Source organism: Microbispora sp. NBC_01389 (assembly GCF_045040095.1).
Classification (GTDB): Bacteria; Actinomycetota; Actinomycetes; order Streptosporangiales; family Streptosporangiaceae; genus Microbispora.
This window is the reverse complement of sequence record NZ_CP109552.1, coordinates 1,403,105-1,423,293: the sequence shown is the minus strand read 5'-3', so window position 1 is coordinate 1,423,293 and position 20,189 is coordinate 1,403,105. Positions and strand designations below refer to the sequence as shown.

Annotated in this window: 12 protein-coding genes and 3 pseudogenes; 6 read left to right on the top strand and 9 right to left on the bottom strand. The window is 72.9% G+C overall.

What is annotated here, in order from left to right; genetic code table 11:
- The first annotated feature begins 50 nt into the window (after positions 1-50).
- Together OG344_RS06240 and OG344_RS06235 are read left to right on the top strand one after the other, a co-directional pair.
- Complete coding sequence (locus OG344_RS06240) at positions 51-1,019, top strand: PaaX family transcriptional regulator C-terminal domain-containing protein (RefSeq protein ID WP_405087370.1); 969 nt, start codon at positions 51-53, stop codon at positions 1,017-1,019.
- Positions 1,020-1,247: 228 nt separating this feature from the next.
- On the top strand, positions 1,248-2,483 hold the full coding sequence (locus tag OG344_RS06235; RefSeq protein ID WP_405087369.1) for a cellulose binding domain-containing protein: 1,236 nt from the start codon (positions 1,248-1,250) through the stop codon (positions 2,481-2,483).
- Between the two features lie 96 nt (positions 2,484-2,579).
- Here OG344_RS06235 and OG344_RS06230 read toward each other — a convergent pair whose 3' ends face one another.
- From OG344_RS06230 to OG344_RS06200, 7 genes are all read right to left on the bottom strand, one after another.
- Positions 2,580-2,900 carry a type II toxin-antitoxin system PemK/MazF family toxin gene (locus tag OG344_RS06230; protein ID WP_405087368.1) on the bottom strand — a complete coding sequence of 107 codons (321 nt, stop codon included), beginning with the start codon at positions 2,898-2,900 and terminating at the stop codon, positions 2,580-2,582.
- 5 nt (positions 2,901-2,905) lie between these two features.
- Positions 2,906-3,202 carry a hypothetical protein gene (locus OG344_RS06225; protein ID WP_405087367.1) on the bottom strand — a complete coding sequence of 99 codons (297 nt, stop codon included), beginning with the start codon at positions 3,200-3,202 and terminating at the stop codon, positions 2,906-2,908.
- 63 nt (positions 3,203-3,265) lie between these two features.
- The gene (locus tag OG344_RS06220; protein ID WP_405087366.1) at positions 3,266-4,198 is read right to left on the bottom strand and encodes an alpha/beta fold hydrolase; all 933 of its coding nucleotides are present in this window, start codon (positions 4,196-4,198) and stop codon (positions 3,266-3,268) included.
- The gene (locus OG344_RS06215) at positions 4,195-5,217 is read right to left on the bottom strand and encodes an NAD-dependent epimerase/dehydratase family protein (protein WP_405087365.1); all 1,023 of its coding nucleotides are present in this window, start codon (positions 5,215-5,217) and stop codon (positions 4,195-4,197) included. The genes OG344_RS06220 and OG344_RS06215 overlap by 4 nt, the downstream gene beginning before the upstream one ends.
- Positions 5,181-6,899 (bottom strand): fatty acid CoA ligase family protein, encoded by a 1,719-nt coding sequence (locus OG344_RS06210; protein ID WP_405087364.1) that lies wholly within the window; start codon positions 6,897-6,899, stop codon positions 5,181-5,183. The genes OG344_RS06215 and OG344_RS06210 overlap by 37 nt, the downstream gene beginning before the upstream one ends.
- Before the next feature lie 4 nt (positions 6,900-6,903).
- Positions 6,904-7,935, bottom strand: coding sequence for a 3-oxoacyl-ACP synthase III family protein (locus tag OG344_RS06205; RefSeq protein WP_405087363.1), 1,032 nt, complete (start codon positions 7,933-7,935; stop codon positions 6,904-6,906).
- A 12-nt stretch (positions 7,936-7,947) separates the two neighbouring features.
- Positions 7,948-15,606 carry an SDR family NAD(P)-dependent oxidoreductase gene (locus OG344_RS06200; protein ID WP_405087362.1) on the bottom strand — a complete coding sequence of 2,553 codons (7,659 nt, stop codon included), beginning with the start codon at positions 15,604-15,606 and terminating at the stop codon, positions 7,948-7,950.
- A gap of 292 nt (positions 15,607-15,898) precedes the next feature.
- On the opposite strand from OG344_RS06200, the pseudogene OG344_RS06195 reads away from it, so the two are divergent.
- Positions 15,899-16,327 (top strand): annotated as a pseudogene (locus OG344_RS06195) (ATP-binding protein); the annotation flags it as partial.
- Positions 16,328-16,338: 11 nt separating this feature from the next.
- Here the strand turns inward: OG344_RS06195 and OG344_RS06190 are convergent.
- A complete protein-coding gene (locus tag OG344_RS06190; RefSeq protein WP_405089229.1) occupies positions 16,339-16,698 on the bottom strand; it encodes a hypothetical protein in 360 nt (119 codons plus the stop codon).
- Between the two features lie 53 nt (positions 16,699-16,751).
- Here OG344_RS06190 and OG344_RS06185 point away from each other — a divergent pair, with 53 nt between their 5' ends.
- The 3 genes and pseudogenes from OG344_RS06185 to OG344_RS06175 form a co-directional block, all read left to right on the top strand.
- A complete protein-coding gene (locus OG344_RS06185; RefSeq protein WP_405087361.1) occupies positions 16,752-18,527 on the top strand; it encodes a LuxR C-terminal-related transcriptional regulator in 1,776 nt (591 codons plus the stop codon).
- Between the two features lie 73 nt (positions 18,528-18,600).
- A complete protein-coding gene (locus OG344_RS06180) occupies positions 18,601-19,188 on the top strand; it encodes a carboxymuconolactone decarboxylase family protein (protein ID WP_405087360.1) in 588 nt (195 codons plus the stop codon).
- Positions 19,189-19,288: 100 nt separating this feature from the next.
- Positions 19,289-19,777 (top strand): annotated as a pseudogene (locus OG344_RS06175) (MerR family transcriptional regulator); the annotation flags it as partial.
- Here OG344_RS06175 and tnpA read toward each other — a convergent pair.
- Positions 19,731-20,187, bottom strand: a pseudogene (tnpA, locus tag OG344_RS06170) (IS200/IS605 family transposase). The pseudogenes OG344_RS06175 and tnpA sit on opposite strands and share 47 nt — an antisense overlap.
- Between the last annotated feature and the right edge of the window lie 2 nt (positions 20,188-20,189).

The following is a 20,189-nucleotide window of genomic DNA, read 5'->3' as shown; positions in this document are numbered from 1 at the left end:
CGCCCTGCCCGTCGTTCGGCAGGGGTGTTGTCGTGGGGCAAGCTGATGACGTGAGTCTCCACGTACCTCCGGACGATGTCGGAGCCCCACGGGCGCAGGCCGGTCCCACTCCGCAGCACCTGCTCGCGACCTTGCTCGGTGAGTACCTCGACTCCTCGGACGCCGACCTTCCGTCGGTGGCGGTGGTCGCGATGCTGGGGGAGTTCGGCATCAGCGAGTCGAGTGCGCGGGCCGCGCTGTCCCGGTTGACCAAGCGTGGCCTGATCGCCGTACGGGGGTCCGGACGACCGCCCGTGTACCACCTCACGCCTCAGGCGATCGCCAGGCACCGCTCCCGGATGGATCATTTTCTGAGCTTCGGAGCACGCCCGCCGCGGTGGACCGGCGACTGGGTGACCGTCTCCTTCTCGGTCCCCCAGTCCGGACAGGCCCCACGGCACGCGGTCCGCAAGGCACTGGGGTCGCTGGGTTTCGCGCGGCTGTACGACAGCGTGTGGATCCGTCCCGGAACCGATTCCGGTCCGGTGAGCCGGGCGCTCCACGACGTCCTGGACGGTGTCGACGGCAGTCGGTGGTCGGTGATGCACGCCCGGTTCGACGAGGAGTCCGGCCCGCACGGTCCGGCCGCGGCCTACGATCTGGCCGGCCTCGCCTCGGCCTACGAGGGTTTCATCGCGCGGTACGCGGACCTGCGGGTGGCCGTCCGCGACGGGAAGATCGACGCGGCGCGGGCGCTGGTGGCCCGGACCTCCGTCATGGATTCCTGGCGGAAGTTTCCGGACATCGACCCGAACCTCCCCGAGCACCTTCTGCCGGAACCGTGGCCCTGCCAGGCCGCCAGGAGCCTCATGCTGGAGATCCACTCCGCTCTCGGCTCGCTCGCCGAGGCACGGCTCATCGAGGTGGTGGCACCGTACTGGCCGGACGCCGCGTCGTGGATCACCCACTTCCAGGCGTCGGAGAACTGCGTTTCGGTCCCCGCCGCCAGGGGCGGGCGCGAGAAACTTTCACGCACCTGAACGACTGCCCGGCCGCCGGGGCGCGTCCCGTGACCCCCTGCGCGTCAGCTTCCCGGCTGGCCGCCGCACCCTGAGGCCCCAACGGTCTGCGCGCGTACCGCCTTCGCGGTGATTGCGATCGCTTGACACTTTTCCTGACCGTAGTGATATTAACTGCACATTGCTCTCATCGGCTCGTTCCGCCTGACAGGAGCACCGAGCGCCGTCGTGACATCTTCGGAGGGCGAAATGAGAAAACGCTCGATCATCAGGGCAGTACTGGCGGCCGCGGTCGCCCCACTCTGCGCTGGAATGGTGGCGCTCGCCTCGACGCCGGCCGCAGCGGCGGTCGGCGGCTCGGGCCCCTATCCGGCGGACTACGAGACCTCCACCGGCTTGTCCAATCACACCATCTACCGGCCCGGAACCCTTCCCTCCGAGAAGATGCCCATCTTCGTATGGGGCAACGGAGGCTGCTCCGCCAATGGGACGGGGCAGCTGAACTTCCTCCGCGAGATCGCCTCACACGGGTTCCTGGTCATCGCCAGCGGCAGCCCGAACGGCTCCGGTTCGACGACGTCCCAGATGCTCACCCAGTCCATCGACTGGGCGGTCGCGGAGAACAGCCGCCAGGGCAGCAAGTACAACGGCAGGCTCGACACCAGCAAGATCGCTGTAGCGGGCTGGTCCTGCGGCGGGCTGGAGGCCTACGCCGTCTCCAACGACTCGCGTATCACCACGACCATGATCTTCAGCAGCGGGCTGCTGAACGACTCGGACGACTACCAGCTCCGCCGGCTGACGAAGCCGATCGCCTACTTCATCGGCGGGCCGAGTGACATCGCCTACCCGAACGCCATCGACGACTGGGGCAAGTTGCCGACGGGGCTGCCCGCGTTCATGGGCAATCTGAACGTCGGACACGGGGGCACCTACGACCAGACCAACGGCGGCGAGTTCGGCCGCGTGGCGGTGCTGTACCTCAAGTGGCGGCTGAAGGGCGATACGACGGCCGGCACGAACTTCGTCGGCCCCAACTGCGGCCTGTGCAACACCCAGTGGCAGGTCCAGCAGAAGAACCTCACCCTCGGCGGCAGCCCCTCCCCCTCCCCGTCGCCCAGCGGCAGCCCGTCCCCCTCGCTGTCACCGAGTCGCAGTCCGTCGCCTTCCCCGTCACCCAGCGGCGGGACCGGGGGCTGCTCGGCGACCTACTCCGTGCAGGACCAGTGGCCCGGCGGGTTCGTCGCCAACGTCAACGTCACCGCGGGCGGCGCCGCGATCAACGGGTGGAAGGTCGCCCTCACCCTGCCCGCCGGAGCCGCGATCACCTCCATGTGGAACGGCGTCAATTCCGGCACCAGCGGCGCCGTGACCGTCACCAACCAGAGCTACAACGGGCGGCTGTCGGCCGGGCAGAGCACCAACTTCGGTTTCCAGGGCAACGGAACCGGCGCCGGAGCCACCGTCACCTGCACCGCCACCTGATCCCACCCGCTTCGGGCAGAGCATGACGTAGCGGCGGGCCTGGACCGATGTCCCGGCCCGCCGCGCCGGCACTGCTCGCGCATGCGAGCTGAGCATTCAAACGGCGAGGGCGTGGCGCAAACCCTGGCCGATGCGCATCATCGTCGGGAGGCTGAGGCTTCCCAGGTCACGTCGTAGGTCCTCTCGGTAGAGGACCACGATGTCGTCACACAGCACCCGCCCGGCCAAGAGATCGTCGGCGGTCAGCTCGATGATGCTCGGCAGGGGAGGCTTCGGCGACGTGGTGATCCGTACGGCGAGGAAGCTCGGCAGCTGCCGGTTGCGGGCGTTGTTGCTCACGACGACGTACGGCTTCTCGCCGTGATCCTCACCCAGGTCCGCCATGAAGACGCGCCCCCGTGAGGGGTATCCGCTCACCGCCATCAGTCTGTGGCGATCTCAGTGGTGCGACGGCGTGCCGCGCGCGTGAAGGCGTGGTCGTCGTCATCCAGCGAAGCGGCGAGCGCCGCGTATCCGCTGACCATGACCTCCTCCAGGACGGCCTTCCGCGCCACGTCGACGAGCGTGTGCAGGGCGGATGACGTGGACGTCTCCAGCCCCAGCGTCTTCCCCACCAGGCGCTCGATCGCGCTGTTCTCGGGCGTGCCAGGTGTGCGGATGGCTTCGAGAAACTCTTTGTCCTGGTCGTTGAGGGGTACGGGGGCGCGGCTTCCGCTCATGCTCCTATGGTGCATCACATGTCGCAGTCGCTGCAACACGAAGTGTCACATCCGTGCCTCGCGTCAAGCGTCCGTACGAGGCGAACTCCGCAGGAACGAGCGGATGGCGGGGACGAGGTCGGCGTGGGCGTCTTCGAGCAGGTAGTGGCCCGCGCGGGCATACAGGCGAATCTCGGCGCCGGGGAAACGCCGTCGCCATTCGTCCAGTACGGCGCGGTCGAAGACCGGGTCGTCCATCCCCCAGGCGATCAGCGTGGGCCGGTCGGCGAACCGCCCCAGCGACGCGCCGGTGGCCCGCAGAAGAGGCCAGGAAGGGTCGCCGGGGCGCAACGGGATGTCCTGGACGAAGCGCTGGATGGCCACCCGGTGCTCGGGCCGGTCGTAGGGGGCCAGGAAGGCCGAGCGCACCGGAGCCGGCATGCGACGCCGCACTCCCAGCGGACGCCACGTGGCGCCGCGGGCGAAGAGGTTGTGGCGCAGGAACAGGCGGGTGCCCAGCCGGGTGTCACGCAACACCCGGTACGGCAGCCGCAGCAGGGGACGTACGCGTTCGCCGTGCGGGTTGGGGAAGGCCGCGGTGTTCAGCAACACGAGGCGGGCGACCCGGTCGGGGTGGCGGCAGGCCCAGGCCATGCCGATCGGCCCGCCCCAGTCGTGCAGGACGAGGGTCCACCCCTGTTCGGGGGCGCCGGCGTCGCCGACGAGGTGGTCGGTCAGGGCGTCCAGGTCGTCCACCCGGGCGGCCAGGTCGTAGGGGTAACGGCCGGCGCCCGGCTTGTCCGACAGGCCCATGCCGATGTGGTCGGGGGCGACGCAGCGGAACTCCTCCCGCAGCGCGAGGATCGGCCGCCGCCACAGGTAGCTCCAGGACGGGTTCCCGTGCAGGAACAGCACCGGCTGCCCCGCCCCCTCGTCCAGGTAGTGCTGGCGCAGGCCGTCACGGCGAGGGTGGGCGAACCACCGGGAGGCGAACGGGTAGTCCGGGAATCCGGTCACCGGGCGCTCCCCGCGGACAGGTGCGCGGTGAGCCGGGCCAGCCCTTCCGCCATGCTCACCCGGGGCCGGTAGCCGAGATCGCGACGGGCCGCGGAGATGTCGAACCAGTGCGCCGTCGAGGCCTGCTCCACCAGGAACAGCAGCGGGGGCAGGCGCCCTGTCAACGGCAACCGGCGGGCCCGCTCCAGCAGCCGGGCCGCCCGCAGGACCGGTCCGGCGGGCGCCCGGCGGGTCACCGGCGGCAGCCCGGCGGCGCGCAGCAGCAGGCCGAGCCATTCCCCGAAGCCGCAGGGCTCGCCCTGGGTGACGAAGTAGGCCCGGCCGGCCACCGGTGAGCCGGGACGCAACCGGTCGAGGGCGAGCAGGTGGGCGTCGGCGGCGTTGCCGACATAGGTGGTGTCGATGGTCTTGTCGGTCTCGCCCAGCAGCCACAGCAGACGGCGCCCCGCCACCAGCCTCGGCAGGAAGTGCGGATCTCCCGGCCCCCAGATGAGGTGCGGGCGCAACGCGACCGCCGTCACCCGCCCGGCCGCCGCGTCGGCGAGGACGAGCCGTTCGGCTTCGGCCTTGGTCCGGGGATAGGCGGCGGGAAAACGGCGGGCATACGGCACGGACTCGTCCACGCCCTCCAGGTCCCGTCCGTCGTGGACGACGCTCGGTGAGGACGTGTGGACCAGAAGTGCCCCGTGGCGCGCGCAGGCGTCCAGCACGTTCCGCGTTCCCGACACGTTGATCTCCTCGTAGTCCCGGTCCCGTCCGTGTACGCCGGCCTTCGCGGCGCAGTGCACGACCGCCTCACAGCCGGCGACGGCGGCCGTCACCGCCGCGCGGTCGCGTACATCGGCGAGATGCTGGGCGACCCCGAGCGCCGCCAGCGCGGGGCTGTGGTGACGCTGCAGTGCGTGGACGGTGTCACCGCGGGCCGCCAGCCCTCGGCAGACGGCCTCACCCAGGAAACCCCCGCCCCCGGTCACCAGGACTCTCATCGCCGGCCCGGCCGTACGCGTCGCGCGGCCCACCGGGCGAGCTCATGCCGGCGGATCTTGCTGTTGTGCCGGGCGTCGACCGGGAACCCGCGATGGAACAGCACGTCCCGAATCCCCTCGGTGTGCGGATGGCGGGCCGCCACGTCCAGGATGCCGGCCGTCACGCGAGCGTCGTCCCGGAAACCCGGTTCGCGTTCCACGACCAGGATCGGACGCCGGGCAGCGGCGGGACCGACGCCGACCAGCGCGGTACGGCGGACCCCGGGCACGGCGGCGAAGACGGGTTCGACCTGGTCGGTGTGCAGGTCGCCGTCAACGGTGCGGACCCGTTCCGATTTGCGCCCGGCGAACCAGAGCCTGCCCTGCTCGTCGAACCGCCCGGCGTCGCCCATCCGGTGCCAGACGCGGTCCCCGTCGCGGATCCGGGCCAGCGCGGTGGCCTCCGGATCGTCCAGGTAGGGGTCGCTGACGGTGGGGGCGGCCACGACGATCTCCCCGATGGCGCCCGGCGGCACGACCAGATCGTCACTCCACCGCTCGATTCGGTCGTCGCCGAGGGCGATGACACGTACCTCGGCGCCCGGGAGCGGGAGACCGAGGCAGGTGCCCGCCCCGGCGGCGGTGGCCGCGGCGTGCCCGGCGAGCGGGCGGCTCTCGATCGCGGCGACCGGCATGCACTCGGTGGCGCCGTACACCGACAACACCCGCGCGTCGTCGCGCAGGCAGCCGCGCAGGCGGTCCATGACCGGCATCGGCAGCGGCGCTCCGGCGGACACCACGTCGCCGAGCGTGTCCAGCACCAGATCATGGGTGGCGCAGTGCCGCGCGAGCCGGTCCAGCAGCGCGGGAGCGGCGAACATCCCGGCCACGCGGTAGCGCCGGATGTCGGCGACCAGGGCGGCCGGGTCGGCCCGCGCCGGATGCCGCGGGTCCATGTCCGGGATGACCACCGTCGCCCCGAACGCCGCCGCTCCGAGGGCGAACGGCGCGAACGTCGACAACACCGGCGTTCCCGGTTCCACCGTGCCGAGTTCACCCAGCAGGGTGAGCTGCGCGGCCAGGTGCCGGTGCCGCAGCGGCACGCCCTTGGGCGGGCCGGTGGATCCGGAGGTGTACGCGATCAGCGCCAGGTCGTCCGGCCCGGCGGGGTGCCACAGATCCGGCCCGCCCGGCCCGAAGCCGGGAACGCGGTCGCGTACGGACTCTCGGGACGGCCAGGCCGCGCCGCGCGGCCGCCGCGAGGGGACGGTGCGTGAGGGGCCGGTGCGTGAGGGGATCGTGACGGACACGCGGACGTCCGGGGTCCAGCCCAGCAGCCTTCTTGCCAGCTGTACGGCGGGAATCGCGACGAACGCCTCGGGCGCCGCCTGGCGCAGGCAGCGCCTGATCGCGCCGGGCGGCAGCCCGGGATCGACCAGCACCGGCACCGCGCGGAGCCGTAGCAGGGCGACGGCGAGCGCGCCCAGTTCCGGGCCCGGCGGCACCAGCAGGGCGGTGCGCATGCCCGGGCGGATCCCGGCCTCCGCGAGGACCGCGACGGCATGGTCCACCGACCGCGACAGCTGCCCGTAGGTGGTGGCCGCCGGGCTGCGGCCGCCGAGCTGGCAGGCGATCACGTCGGGCTGCTCGCGAAACCAGCGCTCGGCGCGGACGATCAGCTCGCTGACCGGCTCGGCCGGGCCGGAGCCGCTCGGAGGAGTCACCTGCGTGGTCACCGGATCACCACCGTACGACGACGATTCCGGCGCTGGCCCCGCTGGCCAGGCCGACGAGGGCGACCAGGTCGCCGCGCCGCACCCGTCCCGAGCCGACCACCCGCGCCAGTTGCACGAGCAGCGTCGCCGCGACGAGGTTGCCGTGCTGGGCGATGGTGACGACGACCTTGCCCTGCGGGATGCGCACCTGGTCGCAGAACCACCACAGCGTCGGCAGCGTCGCCTGGTGCACGCAGATGGCCGCGAAGTCGTCCCAGGTCAGCCCGAGATCGGCGAGGGGTTTGTGGAAGACGGCGTAGTCGATGTTCTCGATGCCGCGCACCAGCTCGGCGGAGTCGACTACGAGTGGCCCGATCGTGGGCCGGCTCGCCGACGGGTCGGTGGTGAGGTTGTCCACCGCCGAGATCGCCGCCTGCCATCCGGCGGAGTACGCGGAGAACCGGTGGGCGAGCACCCCCGGTTCGGCGCCGGCCTCCAGCAGCAACGCGGCGCCGGCGTCGGAGACGGTGTAGGACGCGGCGACGGTGACGTATTCCTCGGCGTCGGCCACGGTCCACGGCGTGCCGGCGGTGGGCAGTTCTCCGCAGCAGACGAGGACCCGCCGATGACGGCCGGCGGAGATGAGCGCGTCGGCCACCTGGATGGCGTTCAGCACGCTGTTGCAGGCGTTGCGTACGTCGAACACCGGGCAGCAGGCGCCGATCTTGGCGGCGACGATGTGCCCGGTGGCCGGTTCCACGGCGTCGGACGACACTCCCGCGTAGACGAGCAGATCGAGGTCGGCGGCCCGCAGGCCGTTGTCCTCCAGGACCCGGCGGGCGGCGTGCGCCGCCAGGTCGGACGGTCTCTCGTGGGGGAGGGCGACGTGCCGCCGCCGCACTCCGCTGTGCGCGTGGATCAGCCCCCGGGGCAGGTCCAGGGTGGGGTTGCGGTCGGCGAGCCGGTCTTCCAGCTCGGCCGTGCTGAGTGTGGTCTCCGGCAGATAGGCGGCCACTCCCGCCAACCGGGTGTGCGACTGGGTCACTGCGGTCCTCACCTCTCGTTCGCTTCAGGCCGGCTGTCCGGTGTGGGAGCCCGCACCGGCGGGCCGCTGTTCGCCGCGCGGCCCGAGGCGCATGAGGATGCCGGAGGCGATGTCGGCGACGGTGCCGCCGCCGCGCATCAGCTCCATGGGCGGGATGTCGACGCCGAACCGCCCGCGGATGGTGGTCAGCAGTTCGGTGGCCATCAGGGAGTCCAGGCCGTACTCGTCCAGCCGCCGGTCGCTCGCGATCTGGCCGACCGGGACGAGCATGACGGTGGAGAGCAACCGGGTGATCTGCTCGGTGACGTACGCGTATCCCTGCTCGTGGCTCATCTCCGCCAGCAGCGACGGCAGGTCGGGCCCCTGCTCCTCCGCGCCGGGCGGCAGCACCAGGGACAGCCACGGACGCCGCAGACCGGGCAGGACCTGCCGCAACCGGCCCCAGTCGCAGCGGCCCACCATGGCGACGTCGGCGTGCTCGCCGAGCATGGCCTCCACGGCGTCCAGCGCCCGGGCGGGCGGCATCGGCGGAATCCCGGCCTTGGCCAGTGCCTCTCCCTGCCTGCCCCGCGTCAGCACCCCGGTCTCCGCGAGCGCGCCCAGGCAGGCCGTCAGTGCGGGCAGGCCCTCCCGTCGCCGCCGCCGGGCCAGCGCCTCCAGGAACAGGTTCGCCGCGACGTACGAGGTCTGGCCGATGTTGCCGACGGTGGTGAGGGAGGAGTACATGACGAACAGGTCGAGGGGGAGATCCCGGGTCAGTTCGTCCAGCACCATCGCCCCGGCGACCTTGGGCCGCAGGACGGCCCGGATGCGGTCGTCGCCGATGTCGGCGAGCAGGCCGTCGTCGAGGTGCATGGCGGCGTGGACGACGCCGCGCAGCGGATGGCCGCCGCCGTCCAGGTCGCGCAGGACCCGCCGCATGCCGTCGCGGTCGGCCACGTCGGCCGCGTACGCGCGGACCTCCACTCCCGATCTCTGCAGTTCCGCCAGCAGAGCGGGAGCATCGGGCGTCTCGGCGCCCCGGCGGCCGACCAGGGCCAGGTGGCGGGCGCCCCGCTGCGCGAGGCGGCGGGCCGTCGCCGCGCCGAATCCGCCCAGGCCGCCCGTGACCAGGTAGGTCCCCTCCGGGTCCAGGCGCGGCGCCGTCCGCTGGGGCCGTACGGTGACCGGTTCGTCGCGCGGGTCGAAGGACACCACGACTTTTCCGATATGCCGGGAATGGCGCATCATGGCGAAGGCGTCGGCGACGCGGGCGGCCGGGAACACCGTGTGCGGCAGCGGCCGGAACCGCCCGGAGCGGTAGAGAGGCGCGGCCTGCGACGTGCTGTCCGCCATCAACTCGGGCGCCTTCCACATCAGCGTGCCGATGTCCACGCCGTGGAACGCGAGGTTGTCGGAGAACGGGCGCAGCAGCAGGGCCCTGTTCTGGTAGATGTCCCGTTTGCCGAGCTCGATGAACCGGCCGCCGTGCCGCAGGCATTCCACGCCCCGGGCGATGGCCTCACCGGCCAGCGAGTTGAGCACGATGTCCACTCCCCGGCCCCCGGTCACTTCCCTGACCTGCTCGGCGAAGTGCAGGCTGCGCGAGTCGAGGACGTGGTCGGCCCCCATCGCGAGCAGCAGATCGCGTTTGGCGGCGGTGCCGGCGGTCGCGATCACGCGGGCGCCGTGGTGCCGGGCGTACTGCAGCGCCGCCAGGCCGACTCCACCGGCGCCGCCGTGGACGAGGATCGTCTCTCCCGCCCTGACCCGTGCGCAGTAGCCCAGCGAATGGTGCGCGGTGGCGAAGGCCATCGGCATGGTGGCGGCTTCGGTGAAGGTCATCCCTTCGGGGACGGGGACAGCCGCCCACGCCTTGACCCTCGCGTGACTGGCGAACCCGACCGGTCCCGCCGCCATGACCCGGTCACCCGGCCGGATGCCGGCGACGGCGGCGCCGACGGCGGTGACGATCCCGGCGCACTCCAGGCCCAGTTCGTGCCCGCCGAAGACCGCTTCGACGGCCTCGGCGGGCAGCAGGTTCACCGCCTGCATGACGTCGCGGTAGTTCAGCCCGATCGCCCGCACCTCGACCACGACCTCGTCGGGCTCGGGCTCCGGCATCGGGATCTCCTCCCAGGCCAGCGTGTACGACAGCCCCGGATCGCACACCTTGAGCCGATAGCCGCCGCCCGAGCCGACGGCCAGGTCGCGGCCGTGCTCGCCCGGCTCCAGCAGTCGCGGTACGAAGCGCCCCCGGCGGGTGAGCAGGATCTCGTCCTCCTCGTCCGGGGCGAGCAGTTCCGCCGCCAGGCGGCCGGCGTCCCGCGCGGCGTCACCGGTGGGGTGCAGGCAGAGCCGGCGTATCGCCGGTCGCGGCTGCTCGTTGCCCAGCGAGCGCGTCGTCCCCCAGGTCGCCGCGTCCTCGGGGTGGAGCCGGACGTCGGCGAGGCGGGGTTCCGGCAGCGCGCCGCAGGGTCGGGCCACCAGCCACACCGTGGTCGCGACGTGCTCGGGCAGCTGCTCGCAGGCCAGCGCGACGGCCCGCAACGCCGCGGCCCGCCGGGTGATCCGCCCGACGATCGCCCCCGGTTCGGTGCCGATGATCGCCTTCGGCTCGGTGTCGTCGGCTCCGCCCAGGATGACCGCGATGGTGATGGTCTCGGCGGCAGGCGGGAAGTGATCGGCCCAGTGGTCGGGGTCGTCGCTGAGTGGCGAGTGGAGGACGTCGCCGCCACGGCTTCGCAGCAGAGCCCCCAGCTCGGCTGTCAGCGCGCCGGTCCCGTCCTCCCCGGCGACAATCCACGTGCCGGCGGCGCCCGGTCCGGCGTGCACGGAACTCGGAGCGGTGGCCGGAACGCCCCGCGGGGTGTCCGGAGTGCCCTTGGCGGTGGCCGCGGCACCACCGGCGGTGGCGAGCATCACCGAGAAGTCGCCGGCCGCGCGCTCGTCGTCGCCAGTCTGGACGACCTCGGTGTAGCCGGCCCCCGCCAGCACCTCCGGCCATTCCTCCCGGGACAGCAGCGGTGAGCGCGGGCGCAGGTGCCGGTCGGTGAAGTCCCAGAACGCCTCCTGCACGCCGAGGAACGGCAGCAGGGTCTCCACCCGGTGCGGTTCGGCGACGAGCAGCTGGCCACCGGGCACCAGAAGAGTGGACAGGTGGCGCAGCGCGGCGGGCAGGTCACGCGCCAGGTGCAGGCTGTTCGCCGCCACCACGAGATCGAATCCGCCCGCGGTCAGTCCCTGCCCGGCCGGGTCGGCGTCCAGGTCGAGGACGGCGTAGTCGACGAAGTCGAAGCCGGCGAAGCGCTGCCGCGCCCGGGTCAACGCCGCCTCGGCGAGGTCGGTGACCAGGTAGCGGGTGCGGTCGGCGGGCAGCACGGGCAGCAGCATGGCGGTGGTGCCGCCCGTCCCCGCACCGGCTTCCAGGACACGCAGCGGCCGGTCGGCCGGCCATCGCCGGACGATCTGCTCGACGAGCGCCCGGGCGATCCGGTTGGTGAACAGGTTGACCGGCCCGATGTCGTGGAACTGCTCGACCAGCTCCTGACCGCCGCCGGAGCCCAGGACCTCGGAGCCGGTACGCCGGCCCGCGAGCAGATCGGGCAGGCACCGCCCGACCCGTACGGACAGGGCGCTCTGGGCGGCGAAGGCCGCTCCCCGCATGAGGAGGTCCCGGTGCAGATCTCGGAGGAGATCCCGGTTCAGGTTCCGGTGCAGGTCCAGCAGTCCGTGCCGTTCCAGCAGCGGCAGGGCCGCGTTGAGCATGCGCCGGTGATGCGCCTCCGGGCACGTCTCGATCAGTTCCTCGACGGTGATCGGCCGCCCATCGGCCGGCTCCGCGCTCAGCTCGCCGAGCGCGCCGGCCAGCGTACGGGCGAAGACCTCTTCGAGCCGTGCCGCGTAAAGGGGGTAGTCCAGTTCGTGCCACGCGGAGCGCAGGCGGTCGATCCGCTCGGCCGCGCCGGCCAGGATCTCCCCGGGGCTCGGCGCCGGCCACGGTTCGGCGGGCGCATCCGCCCGGGGCGCGGCCCGCAGCACCGTCTCCCACCGGGTGACCGGGGTGACGTGGACGCCGGGCATCCGGCGGAGCCGGCAGCCCTCCACCTCGGCGGCGACCCGGCCGTCGCCGTCGGCGACCACGATGTCCCAGCAGACCTCCTCGGCGCCGCTGGAGCGCTCCCGTACGTAGACCAGGCCCTGCGCCGAGGGCGTCCCCCACAGGCGGACGGAGCCGATCGCGGCGGGCATGTAGCCGCGGCCCGCCCGCAGCGACTCCACCAGCCACAGCACGCCGGCCTGCAGCGCGCTGTCCAGCACCACCGGATGCATCTGGTAGCGCCCCTGTCCCTGCTCCGGGCACGAGTAGGCGCCCAGCACCTCCCGTTCGCCCATCCACAGCTCGGTCAGGACCTGGAACTCCGGCCCCCACACCATCTGTCCCTCGGCGGCCCGCGCGTAGTAGCCGGGCACGTCCACGCGCGTGCCGATGCGGGCGCGCAGCGCGGCCACGTCCAGCGGCGGCGGGACCGGGCGCAGCAGCGGCCGTACCCGGGCCCGGAAGTGCTCGCGGGGCTGCTCGGCCTGCCGGCCGGCACTGGCCACGGTGACCACTCCGGTCTCGGCGCACAGCGACGTCTGCGCCCACACCGGATCGGCGGCGGCCTGCGAGGGCACCACCATGGCCCGGCTGATGTCGACCCTGTCCACCTCCACCGCCTCGGCGGCGTCCGGGATGGCGAGGCGGGCGGCGGCGACGGCCATCTCCACATATCCGGTGGCCGGCATGACGGCGGCGCCGCCGGCCCGGTGATCGGCCACCCAGGGCACCCGTACCCGGTCGATCTCCCCCTGCCAGGTGGGGTCCAGCACCGGAAGCCGCTGTCCGAGCAGCGGATGCCGGATCGTCGTGTCGATGTCGGTCCGCACCCAGGTGTGCGGCCCGCCGATCCAGTGCCGTTCGCGCTGCCAGGGGTAGGCCGGCAGCGATCGCACCGCGCCGGGGCGGGGGAAGTACCGGTCCCAGTCGAGCCGCGCACCGGCCGCGACGAGTTCGGCGACCGCGCGGCGGACCCGCGCCGGGCCAGGCTCGTCGCGGCGCAGGGTGGGCACGACGGCAGCGCGCACCCGCGCGGCGCCGCTGATCCGGCGCAGGTACGAGCGGAGCACGGGATGCGGGCCGATCTCCAGCAGCACGTCGAAGCCGTCGCCGAGCACCCGCTCGACCGCGGCGGAGAACCGGACCGGCTCCCGGACGTTCCGCCACCAGTACGTCGCGTCCAGTTCCGGCCCCTGGACCAGGTCGCCCGTCACCGTGGACACCAGGGGGACCCGCGCCGGGCCGGGCCGCAGCCCGGCGAGCCCGTCGGCCAGGGGCTGCCGCGCCGGATCCATGGCGCCGCTGTGGAAGGCGTAGTCCAGGTCCAGCTCGCGGAAGAAGATCCTGCGTGCGGTGAGGTCCTCGCCCAGGGACTTCAGCGATCCGTCCGGTCCGGCGATCGTGACGTCGCGGTCGGAGTTGACCGCCGCGAGCTCCAGGTCCGGGTAGCCGGCCAGGATCTGCCTGGCCGCGGTCTCCGGCAGCCCGAGCGCGGCCATCCGGCCCCGCCCTCTGGTGATCGACTGCGCCATGCCGCGCTCGGAGATCACCTGAGCCGCCTGGGCCGGTGACAGGACGCCGGCGGTGTGGGCGGCGGCGACCTCGCCCACGCTGTGGCCGAGCACCGCTCCCGGCCGTACGCCCGCCGCCCTGAGCATCTCCACCAGGCCGGCCTGTACGGCGAACAGCAACGGCTGCGCCACTTCGGTCGCCGAGAGGCGTGACCGGTCGGCGGGCACGGACAGCTCCTCCAGCACCGACCAGCCGAGCCGATCGGACAGTTCGGCGTCGACCGCTTCCACGGCCGAGCGGAAGTCGTCGTCGGACAGCAGGTCGGCGCCCATCCCGGCCCACTGCGAACCGTTGCCGGAGAACACGAACGCCACCCGCCCCTGCTCCACCGCCTCCGACTCCGCCACCGCCGCGTCCCCGGCTCCGAGCCGCCCGCCCGCCGCTCCCGGTTCACCGGATCCACCGGGCTCACCGGCTGGGGTGGCGGGCTCCGTGGTGTCCGGATTTGGGGCGTCCGGATTTGGGGCGTCCGCCAGGCGCGCCAGCGCCCGCGCCGCCTCCCCGGCGGTGCCGGCCAGCACCACGGCGCGATGCCGGTGGCCGCCGCGCCGCCGGGTCGCGGTGTAGGCCGCGTGGTAGAAGTCCCGCTCGCCGAGCGACGCGAGGTGCGCGGCGGTCCGTTCCACGGCGTCCCGCAGCGCCGGCCGGCTGCGCGCGGACACGACGACGGGCAGGGCTTCCGCCCGCTCGTCTCCGTACGCTCCGGGGACAGGCGGCGCGGCCAGCGCCACATGGGCGTTGGCGCCCCCGAACCCGAAGGAGTTGACTCCGACCACGGGCCGCCCGCCTGCTCCGTCGAGCGGTCGTGACTCGGTGGTGACGCTCAGGCCCAGGGCGTCGAAGTCGATCCGGGGGTTGAGCGTGGCGGCGTGCAGCGAGGGCGGGATCATCCGGTGCCGGAGCACCAGCAGGGCCTTGAACAGCCCCGGCATGCCGGAGGCGGGCTCCAGGTGCCCGAGGTTGGACTTCACCGAGCCGATGGGCAGGGCGCCGCGCGTGCGCCGGTTGCCCAGCGCCCGTCCCAGCGCCCGGCACTCGGCCGGATCGCCGGCCTGGGTGCCGGTGCCGTGCGCCTCAACGTACGCGATCTCGTCGGGGCCGATGCCCGCCGTGGCGTACACCTGCCGTAACAGGGCCTCCTGGGCTTCGGCGTTCGGCAACGCCAGCCCCCTGGTGTGGCCGTCGTTGTTGGTGGCCGCGCCGACGATGACACCGTGGACGCGGTCCCCGTCGGCGATGGCGTCGGCCAGGCGCTTGAGCACCACCACACCGCCGCCCTCCGCGCGGACGAACCCGTCGGCGTCGGCGGAGAACGCCCTGCACCGGCCGGTCGGCGAGAGCATCGACGCCTGGCTGAAGCCGATGAAGGGGCCCGGGCTGAGCAACAGGTTGACCCCGCCGGCCAGCGCGACCCGGCTGGATCCCTCCGCGAGGGACCGCCAGGCCCGCTCCACCGCCGTCAGCGACGAGGAGCACGCGGTGTCGATGCTCATGCTCGGCCCGCGCAGGTCGAAGAAGTGCGACAGCCGGTTGGCCGCGATGGACAGGGTTCCCCCCGACATCGAGTAGGGACCCAGGGCGCCCGGCTCCAGCGCCTGCATCGTGCCGTAGGCGGGATCGGAGATGCCGACGAACACGCCGGTGTCCGTGCCCGCGAGCACCGCCGGGTCGATGCCGGCGTCGTCCAAAGCCTCGGCCGCCATCTCCAGGAGCAGTCGCTGCTGCGGGTCCATCGAGGCGGCCTCTTTGGGGGAGATGCCGAAGTAGGCGGCGTCGAAGGCGGTGACGTCCTCGTCGAGGAAGCCCCCGGCCCGGGTGTAACTCCGGTTCGGCCTCGGCGTGGTGTCGTCGACGAACCGATCGGCCTCGAACCTGCTCGGCGGGATCCGGCCGACCAGATCGGCGCCCTGCCGCAACGCCTGCCACAGCCCGTCCAGGTCCGCGATCCCACCGGGCAGGCGGCATCCCACGCCCACCACCGCCGCCGCGTGCTCCGGCCAGGCCTGTTCCGCTGTCGGGTCGTCCGCGCTCATGTCGCCCTTCCTGCTCAGGTCCACCACGACTCGGCATTTCGCCGGTCGGCTCGCTGTCTCGGCCAGGGTTCACCGTGTCTGACTCGCGCGCCTGACAGAGGCCAGGCGGATCGGTCACCATGTCATCACAACTGCTGGTATGTGCCTAGGTACACTCCGTGTTTGTCCCGAAGAATGATGTTGTGCGAGGTATGGCCAAAACCTTTAGGGCGCACAGCCGTCCGCCGTTCAGGCCAGGACAATCGTCGGCGGGAAGCAGATACTGATCAGAGGTCCCCTGCCGGAGGTACGCATGGAGCTGTGGGAGCGCTCCGGGCAACTGGAGCTTCTCGGCGGTCTGCTGCGGGAGACCGCCCATGGCGGCCGCGTGGCGGTGGTGGCCGGCGAGGCCGGGATTGGCAAGTCCGTGCTCGTGACCGAGTTCGCCCGGCGGTGTGGACCGGCGGCGTGGGTGCTCTGGGGCGGCTGCGACCGGCTGATCACCCCACGGGCGCTCGGCCCCCTGCACGACATCGGCCGACAGACCAGAGGAGCGCTGGCCGAGCGGCTCAACACCGGCGCCACACAGGAGGAGCTCTTCACGGCGTTCCTGGACGAGATCTCCGGCCCCGCGCAGCGCCCGCGCCCGGTCGTCGTCGTGGAGGACGCCCACTGGGCCGACGAGGCCACACTCGACTGGCTGACCTGGACGGCCCGGCGGATCGGCCGCATACCGGTCCTGTTCGTGGTGACCTACCGCGACGACGAGGTGGGCACCGAGCACCCGCTGCGCGGCGCCCTCGCGACCCTGCCCAGCGCGATCACGCGACGCGTGTCGCTGCCGCCCCTGTCACGGGAGTGTGTGGCGGAGCGGGCCCGCCTGACCGGGCGGGATCCGGAGCCGGTCCACCGGCTCTCCGGCGGCAACCCGTTGCTGGTGACCGAGCTGCTGAAGGCGGAGGGGCGGGCGGCGCCGGCCACCGTGCGCGACCTCGTCCTCGACCGGCTGCGGTTGCTGCCGCGGCCCGCCCGGGAGCTGGCCCAGCTGGTGTCGGTGATCCCGACCCGCGCCGACTCCGCCGTCGTGGCGGGAGCACCGGACCTGGTCGACATGTGCGTCGACGCGGGGGTGCTCGTGCCGTCCGGCGACGGTGTGTCGTACCGGCATGAGCTGCTGCGCGGCGCGGTGGAGGAGTCGCTGTCGCCCGCACGCCGCGCCGCGCTGCACCGGCGGGTGCTGGGCACGCTGGCCGAAACCGCCGGAGTCGACCCGGGCCGGGCTGGTCCACCACGCGACGCGAGCGGGCGACGAGGCCGCCGTCCTGCGGTACGGACAGGTCGCGGGGGCCGACGCCGCCCGGCAGGGCGCCCATCGGGAGGCGACGGCGCACTACCGGGCGGCCGCCGGGCACGCCGACCGGCTGCCGGCCCCGCGGCGGGCCGAGCTGCTGGAGGCGTACGCGTTCCAGGCGTATCTGGCCGGGCTGGCCGAGGAGGGGTTGCGGGCCCGGCGGGCGGCGCTGGCCGTACGCGAGGAACTGCGCCAGCCCGGCCCGGCCGGGGAGGACCTGCGCTGGATCTCCCGGCTCGCCTGGTGGGCGGGGGACGCGCGGCAGGCCTGGGAGGCGGCCGAGCGGGCGGTCACCGTTCTGGAGACCGAGCCGCCGGGCCGGCCGCTGGCCATGGCCTACAGCAACCGCTCCCAGTTGCACATGCTCGCGGGCGAGCGGGAGGCGGCGGTCTCGTGGGGGGAGCGGGCGCGAACCCTGGCCGTCCGGCTGAGGGACGTGGAGACCTCCGTCCACGCCGAGATCAACGTGAGCACCGCCCGGCTCGCGGGCGGTGACGCGGCCGCGGCCGCGGCGCTGCTTGAGGTGCACGAGCGGGCCGCGGCCCTCGGGCTCGCCGATCACGCCGCCCGGGCGCTCGTCAACCTGGCGACCTCGCTGGTGCAGCTGGCGGAGTACGAAGCCGCCGCTCCGGCGGTCGAGCGCGCGCTGGCGTACGCCACTGAGCAGGACCTCGACGGCTACCTCCAGTATCTGCTCGGCGTGCGGGCGGGGGTGCGGCTGACGCGTTGCGACTGGGCCGGCGCTCTGGCCGACGCGGACGCCGCGCTGGACCGGCCGGTCAGGGACGGGGTCGCGGTGGTTCCCGCGCTGCTGGCGCGGGGCCGGATCCAGGCGGCCCGGGGTGACCGCGAGGCGTGGGTCACGCTCGACGAGGCCGCCCGCCAGGCCGAGCGCACCGGTGAGGTGCAGCGGGTCTGCCCGGTGGCGGCGGCCCGCTCGGAGTGCTTCCTGCTGTACGGCGACTCAGGGCGGGCCGCCGAGGAGGCCCGGCACGGCCTGGACCTGGCCGTCCGGGCCCGCCATCCGGTGTACGCCGGGGAGCTGACCTACCGGCTGTGGCGGGCTGGGGAGACCGGGCTCCGCCGTGTCGGAACCGGGTCACCCCGTGTTGAAAACGGGTCGTCCCGAGCGGAAGCCGGGCCGTACCAGATGATGATCGACGGAGACTGGGCGGGCGCGGCGGCGGAGTGGGCCCGGCGCGGTGCCGCGTACGCGCGCGTCGAGGCGCTGGCGGGCGGTGACGCGGGCGCCGCGGCCGAGGCCCTGCGGGTCCTTGACGGGCTGGGGGCCACGCGGGCAGCGGGCGGTGTACGGGCCGAGCTGAGAAGGCGAGGACTCACCCGGGTGCCGCGCGGCCCTCGCCCGGCGACCGCCGCCAACCCCGCCGGCCTCACCCCGCGCCAGGCGGAGGTGCTCGCGCTGGTGGCCGAAGGGCTGTCCAACGCCGCGATAGCCGCGCGCCTGTCGTTGTCGGTCAAGACCGTCGACCACCACGTCTCGGCGTTGCTGGGCAAGCTCGGCGTGGCCACCCGGGGCCAGGCGGCCGCGGCGGCGCACCGGCTGGACCTGGCGGGGACGCGCGCAGAATAGGGAGTTCTCCCCAGTCGCGGATCGTCGCGGGGACCTACCGTTCCGCGCGAAGACGCCGTCCCAAGGGGGCAAAATGAGCTATCTCGGCACACCTGACGAATCACCCCTCTACGAAACCGAGCGGTCCGCCCGGGGGTACGTGCCCAACTACCTGAGGGTGCTGGCGCTGCGGCCCGAGGTCTATGGGGCGTGGCTCGGCCTGGGGGAGGCGGTCAGGGCGGGCATGGACCTACGGCGGTACGAACTGGTGACGCTGACGGCGGCCCGCAGTCTCGGTTCCTCGTACTGCGGTCTCGCGCACGCGGCCGTGCTGCTCGAACGGTTCTACGACGACACGAAGTTGCGGTCGATCATGACCGACCGTCGCGACGCGGGGCTGGCGCCGGTGGACGTCGCGGTGATGGACTTCGCCGACCGCGTCGCCCGGGATCCCACCGACGTGACCGAGGGGGACGTCGCGGTCCTGCGCGAGCACGGACTGGACGACGCCGACATCCTCCAGATCGTGCTCGCCGTCTGCCTGCGCCGGTTCTTCAGCGGCGTCCTGTCCGCGGTCGGCGCCGTCCCGGATCCGGTCTTCGACGGGCTGCCCCCGGGCGTCCGGGCGGCCGTCGCCGGGACCGGCGAGGCCTCCACACAGGGCGAGACGGTCGCCTCCTGACCCGGGCGTCGTTCTCTCGCTGATTCGATGGTGGTTCCGCCGGTGAGGTCCTTCGTGGGCGCGGCAGGCATCATCAGGTGCTGTCGATGCCCGTCTTGGCCGGGTGTCCGTGCGTATGCTGCGGCACTACGACGCGCTCGGACTGCTCTGGCCCGCCAGGGTCGACCACGCCACCGGTTACCGCTACTACGAGGCGGGGCAGTTGTCGCGGCTCAACCGCCTGATCGCGCTCAAGGACCTCGGCCTGACGCTCGAACAGGTCGGGCGGATCCTTGAGGAGAAGGTCGGCCCGGAGGAACTGCACGGCATGCTGCGGCTGCGCCGGGCCGAAGTGGCGGCGCGGCTGGCCGACGAGAGCACGCGGCTGGCCAGGGTCGAGGCGAGGCTCCGATTGATCGAAACGGAAGGTCTCATGTCAGTGGACGTCGTCGTCAAAAGCGTTCCCGCGGTCCGTCTCGCCGAGCTGAGCGGCATCGCGGAGAGTTACCAGATTCGTCTGCAGTGCTCCGGCCTTCAGGCCGGGGGTGAAGCGTCCTGGCGGATCAGACGGGACGGTTTTGCTGCTCGATGTATTGGTGTAGGACGCTGATCGGAGCGCCGCCGACGCTCCCGGCGAAGTAGGAGCCCGACCACGGCTTGTTCGCCTGGTAGTAGTGGCGGGTCAGTTCGGGGAACTCGGTCCGCATTCTGCGGGAGGGCACCCCCTTTGAGGGGGTTGACGAGTCTGGACAGTGCGATCTTCGGAGGTGAGTTGACCAGCAGGTGAACGTGGCTGGCCTCGCCGTTGGACTCCGCCGGTTCGCACTCGAAGTGCGCGCAGGCGTCCCGCGTGATCTGCTCCATGCGCTCTAGGCGCTCTATGCGTTCCGGTTGGGCGCCGGTGAACACCTGGTGCCGGAACGTGGTCACGGCAACCAGATGAGCGTGCAGGACGAAAACGCAGTGCCTGCCGGTTCTGGTATCTCGCTGTGATCGGCCGTGCGCCGTCGGTAAAATCATGG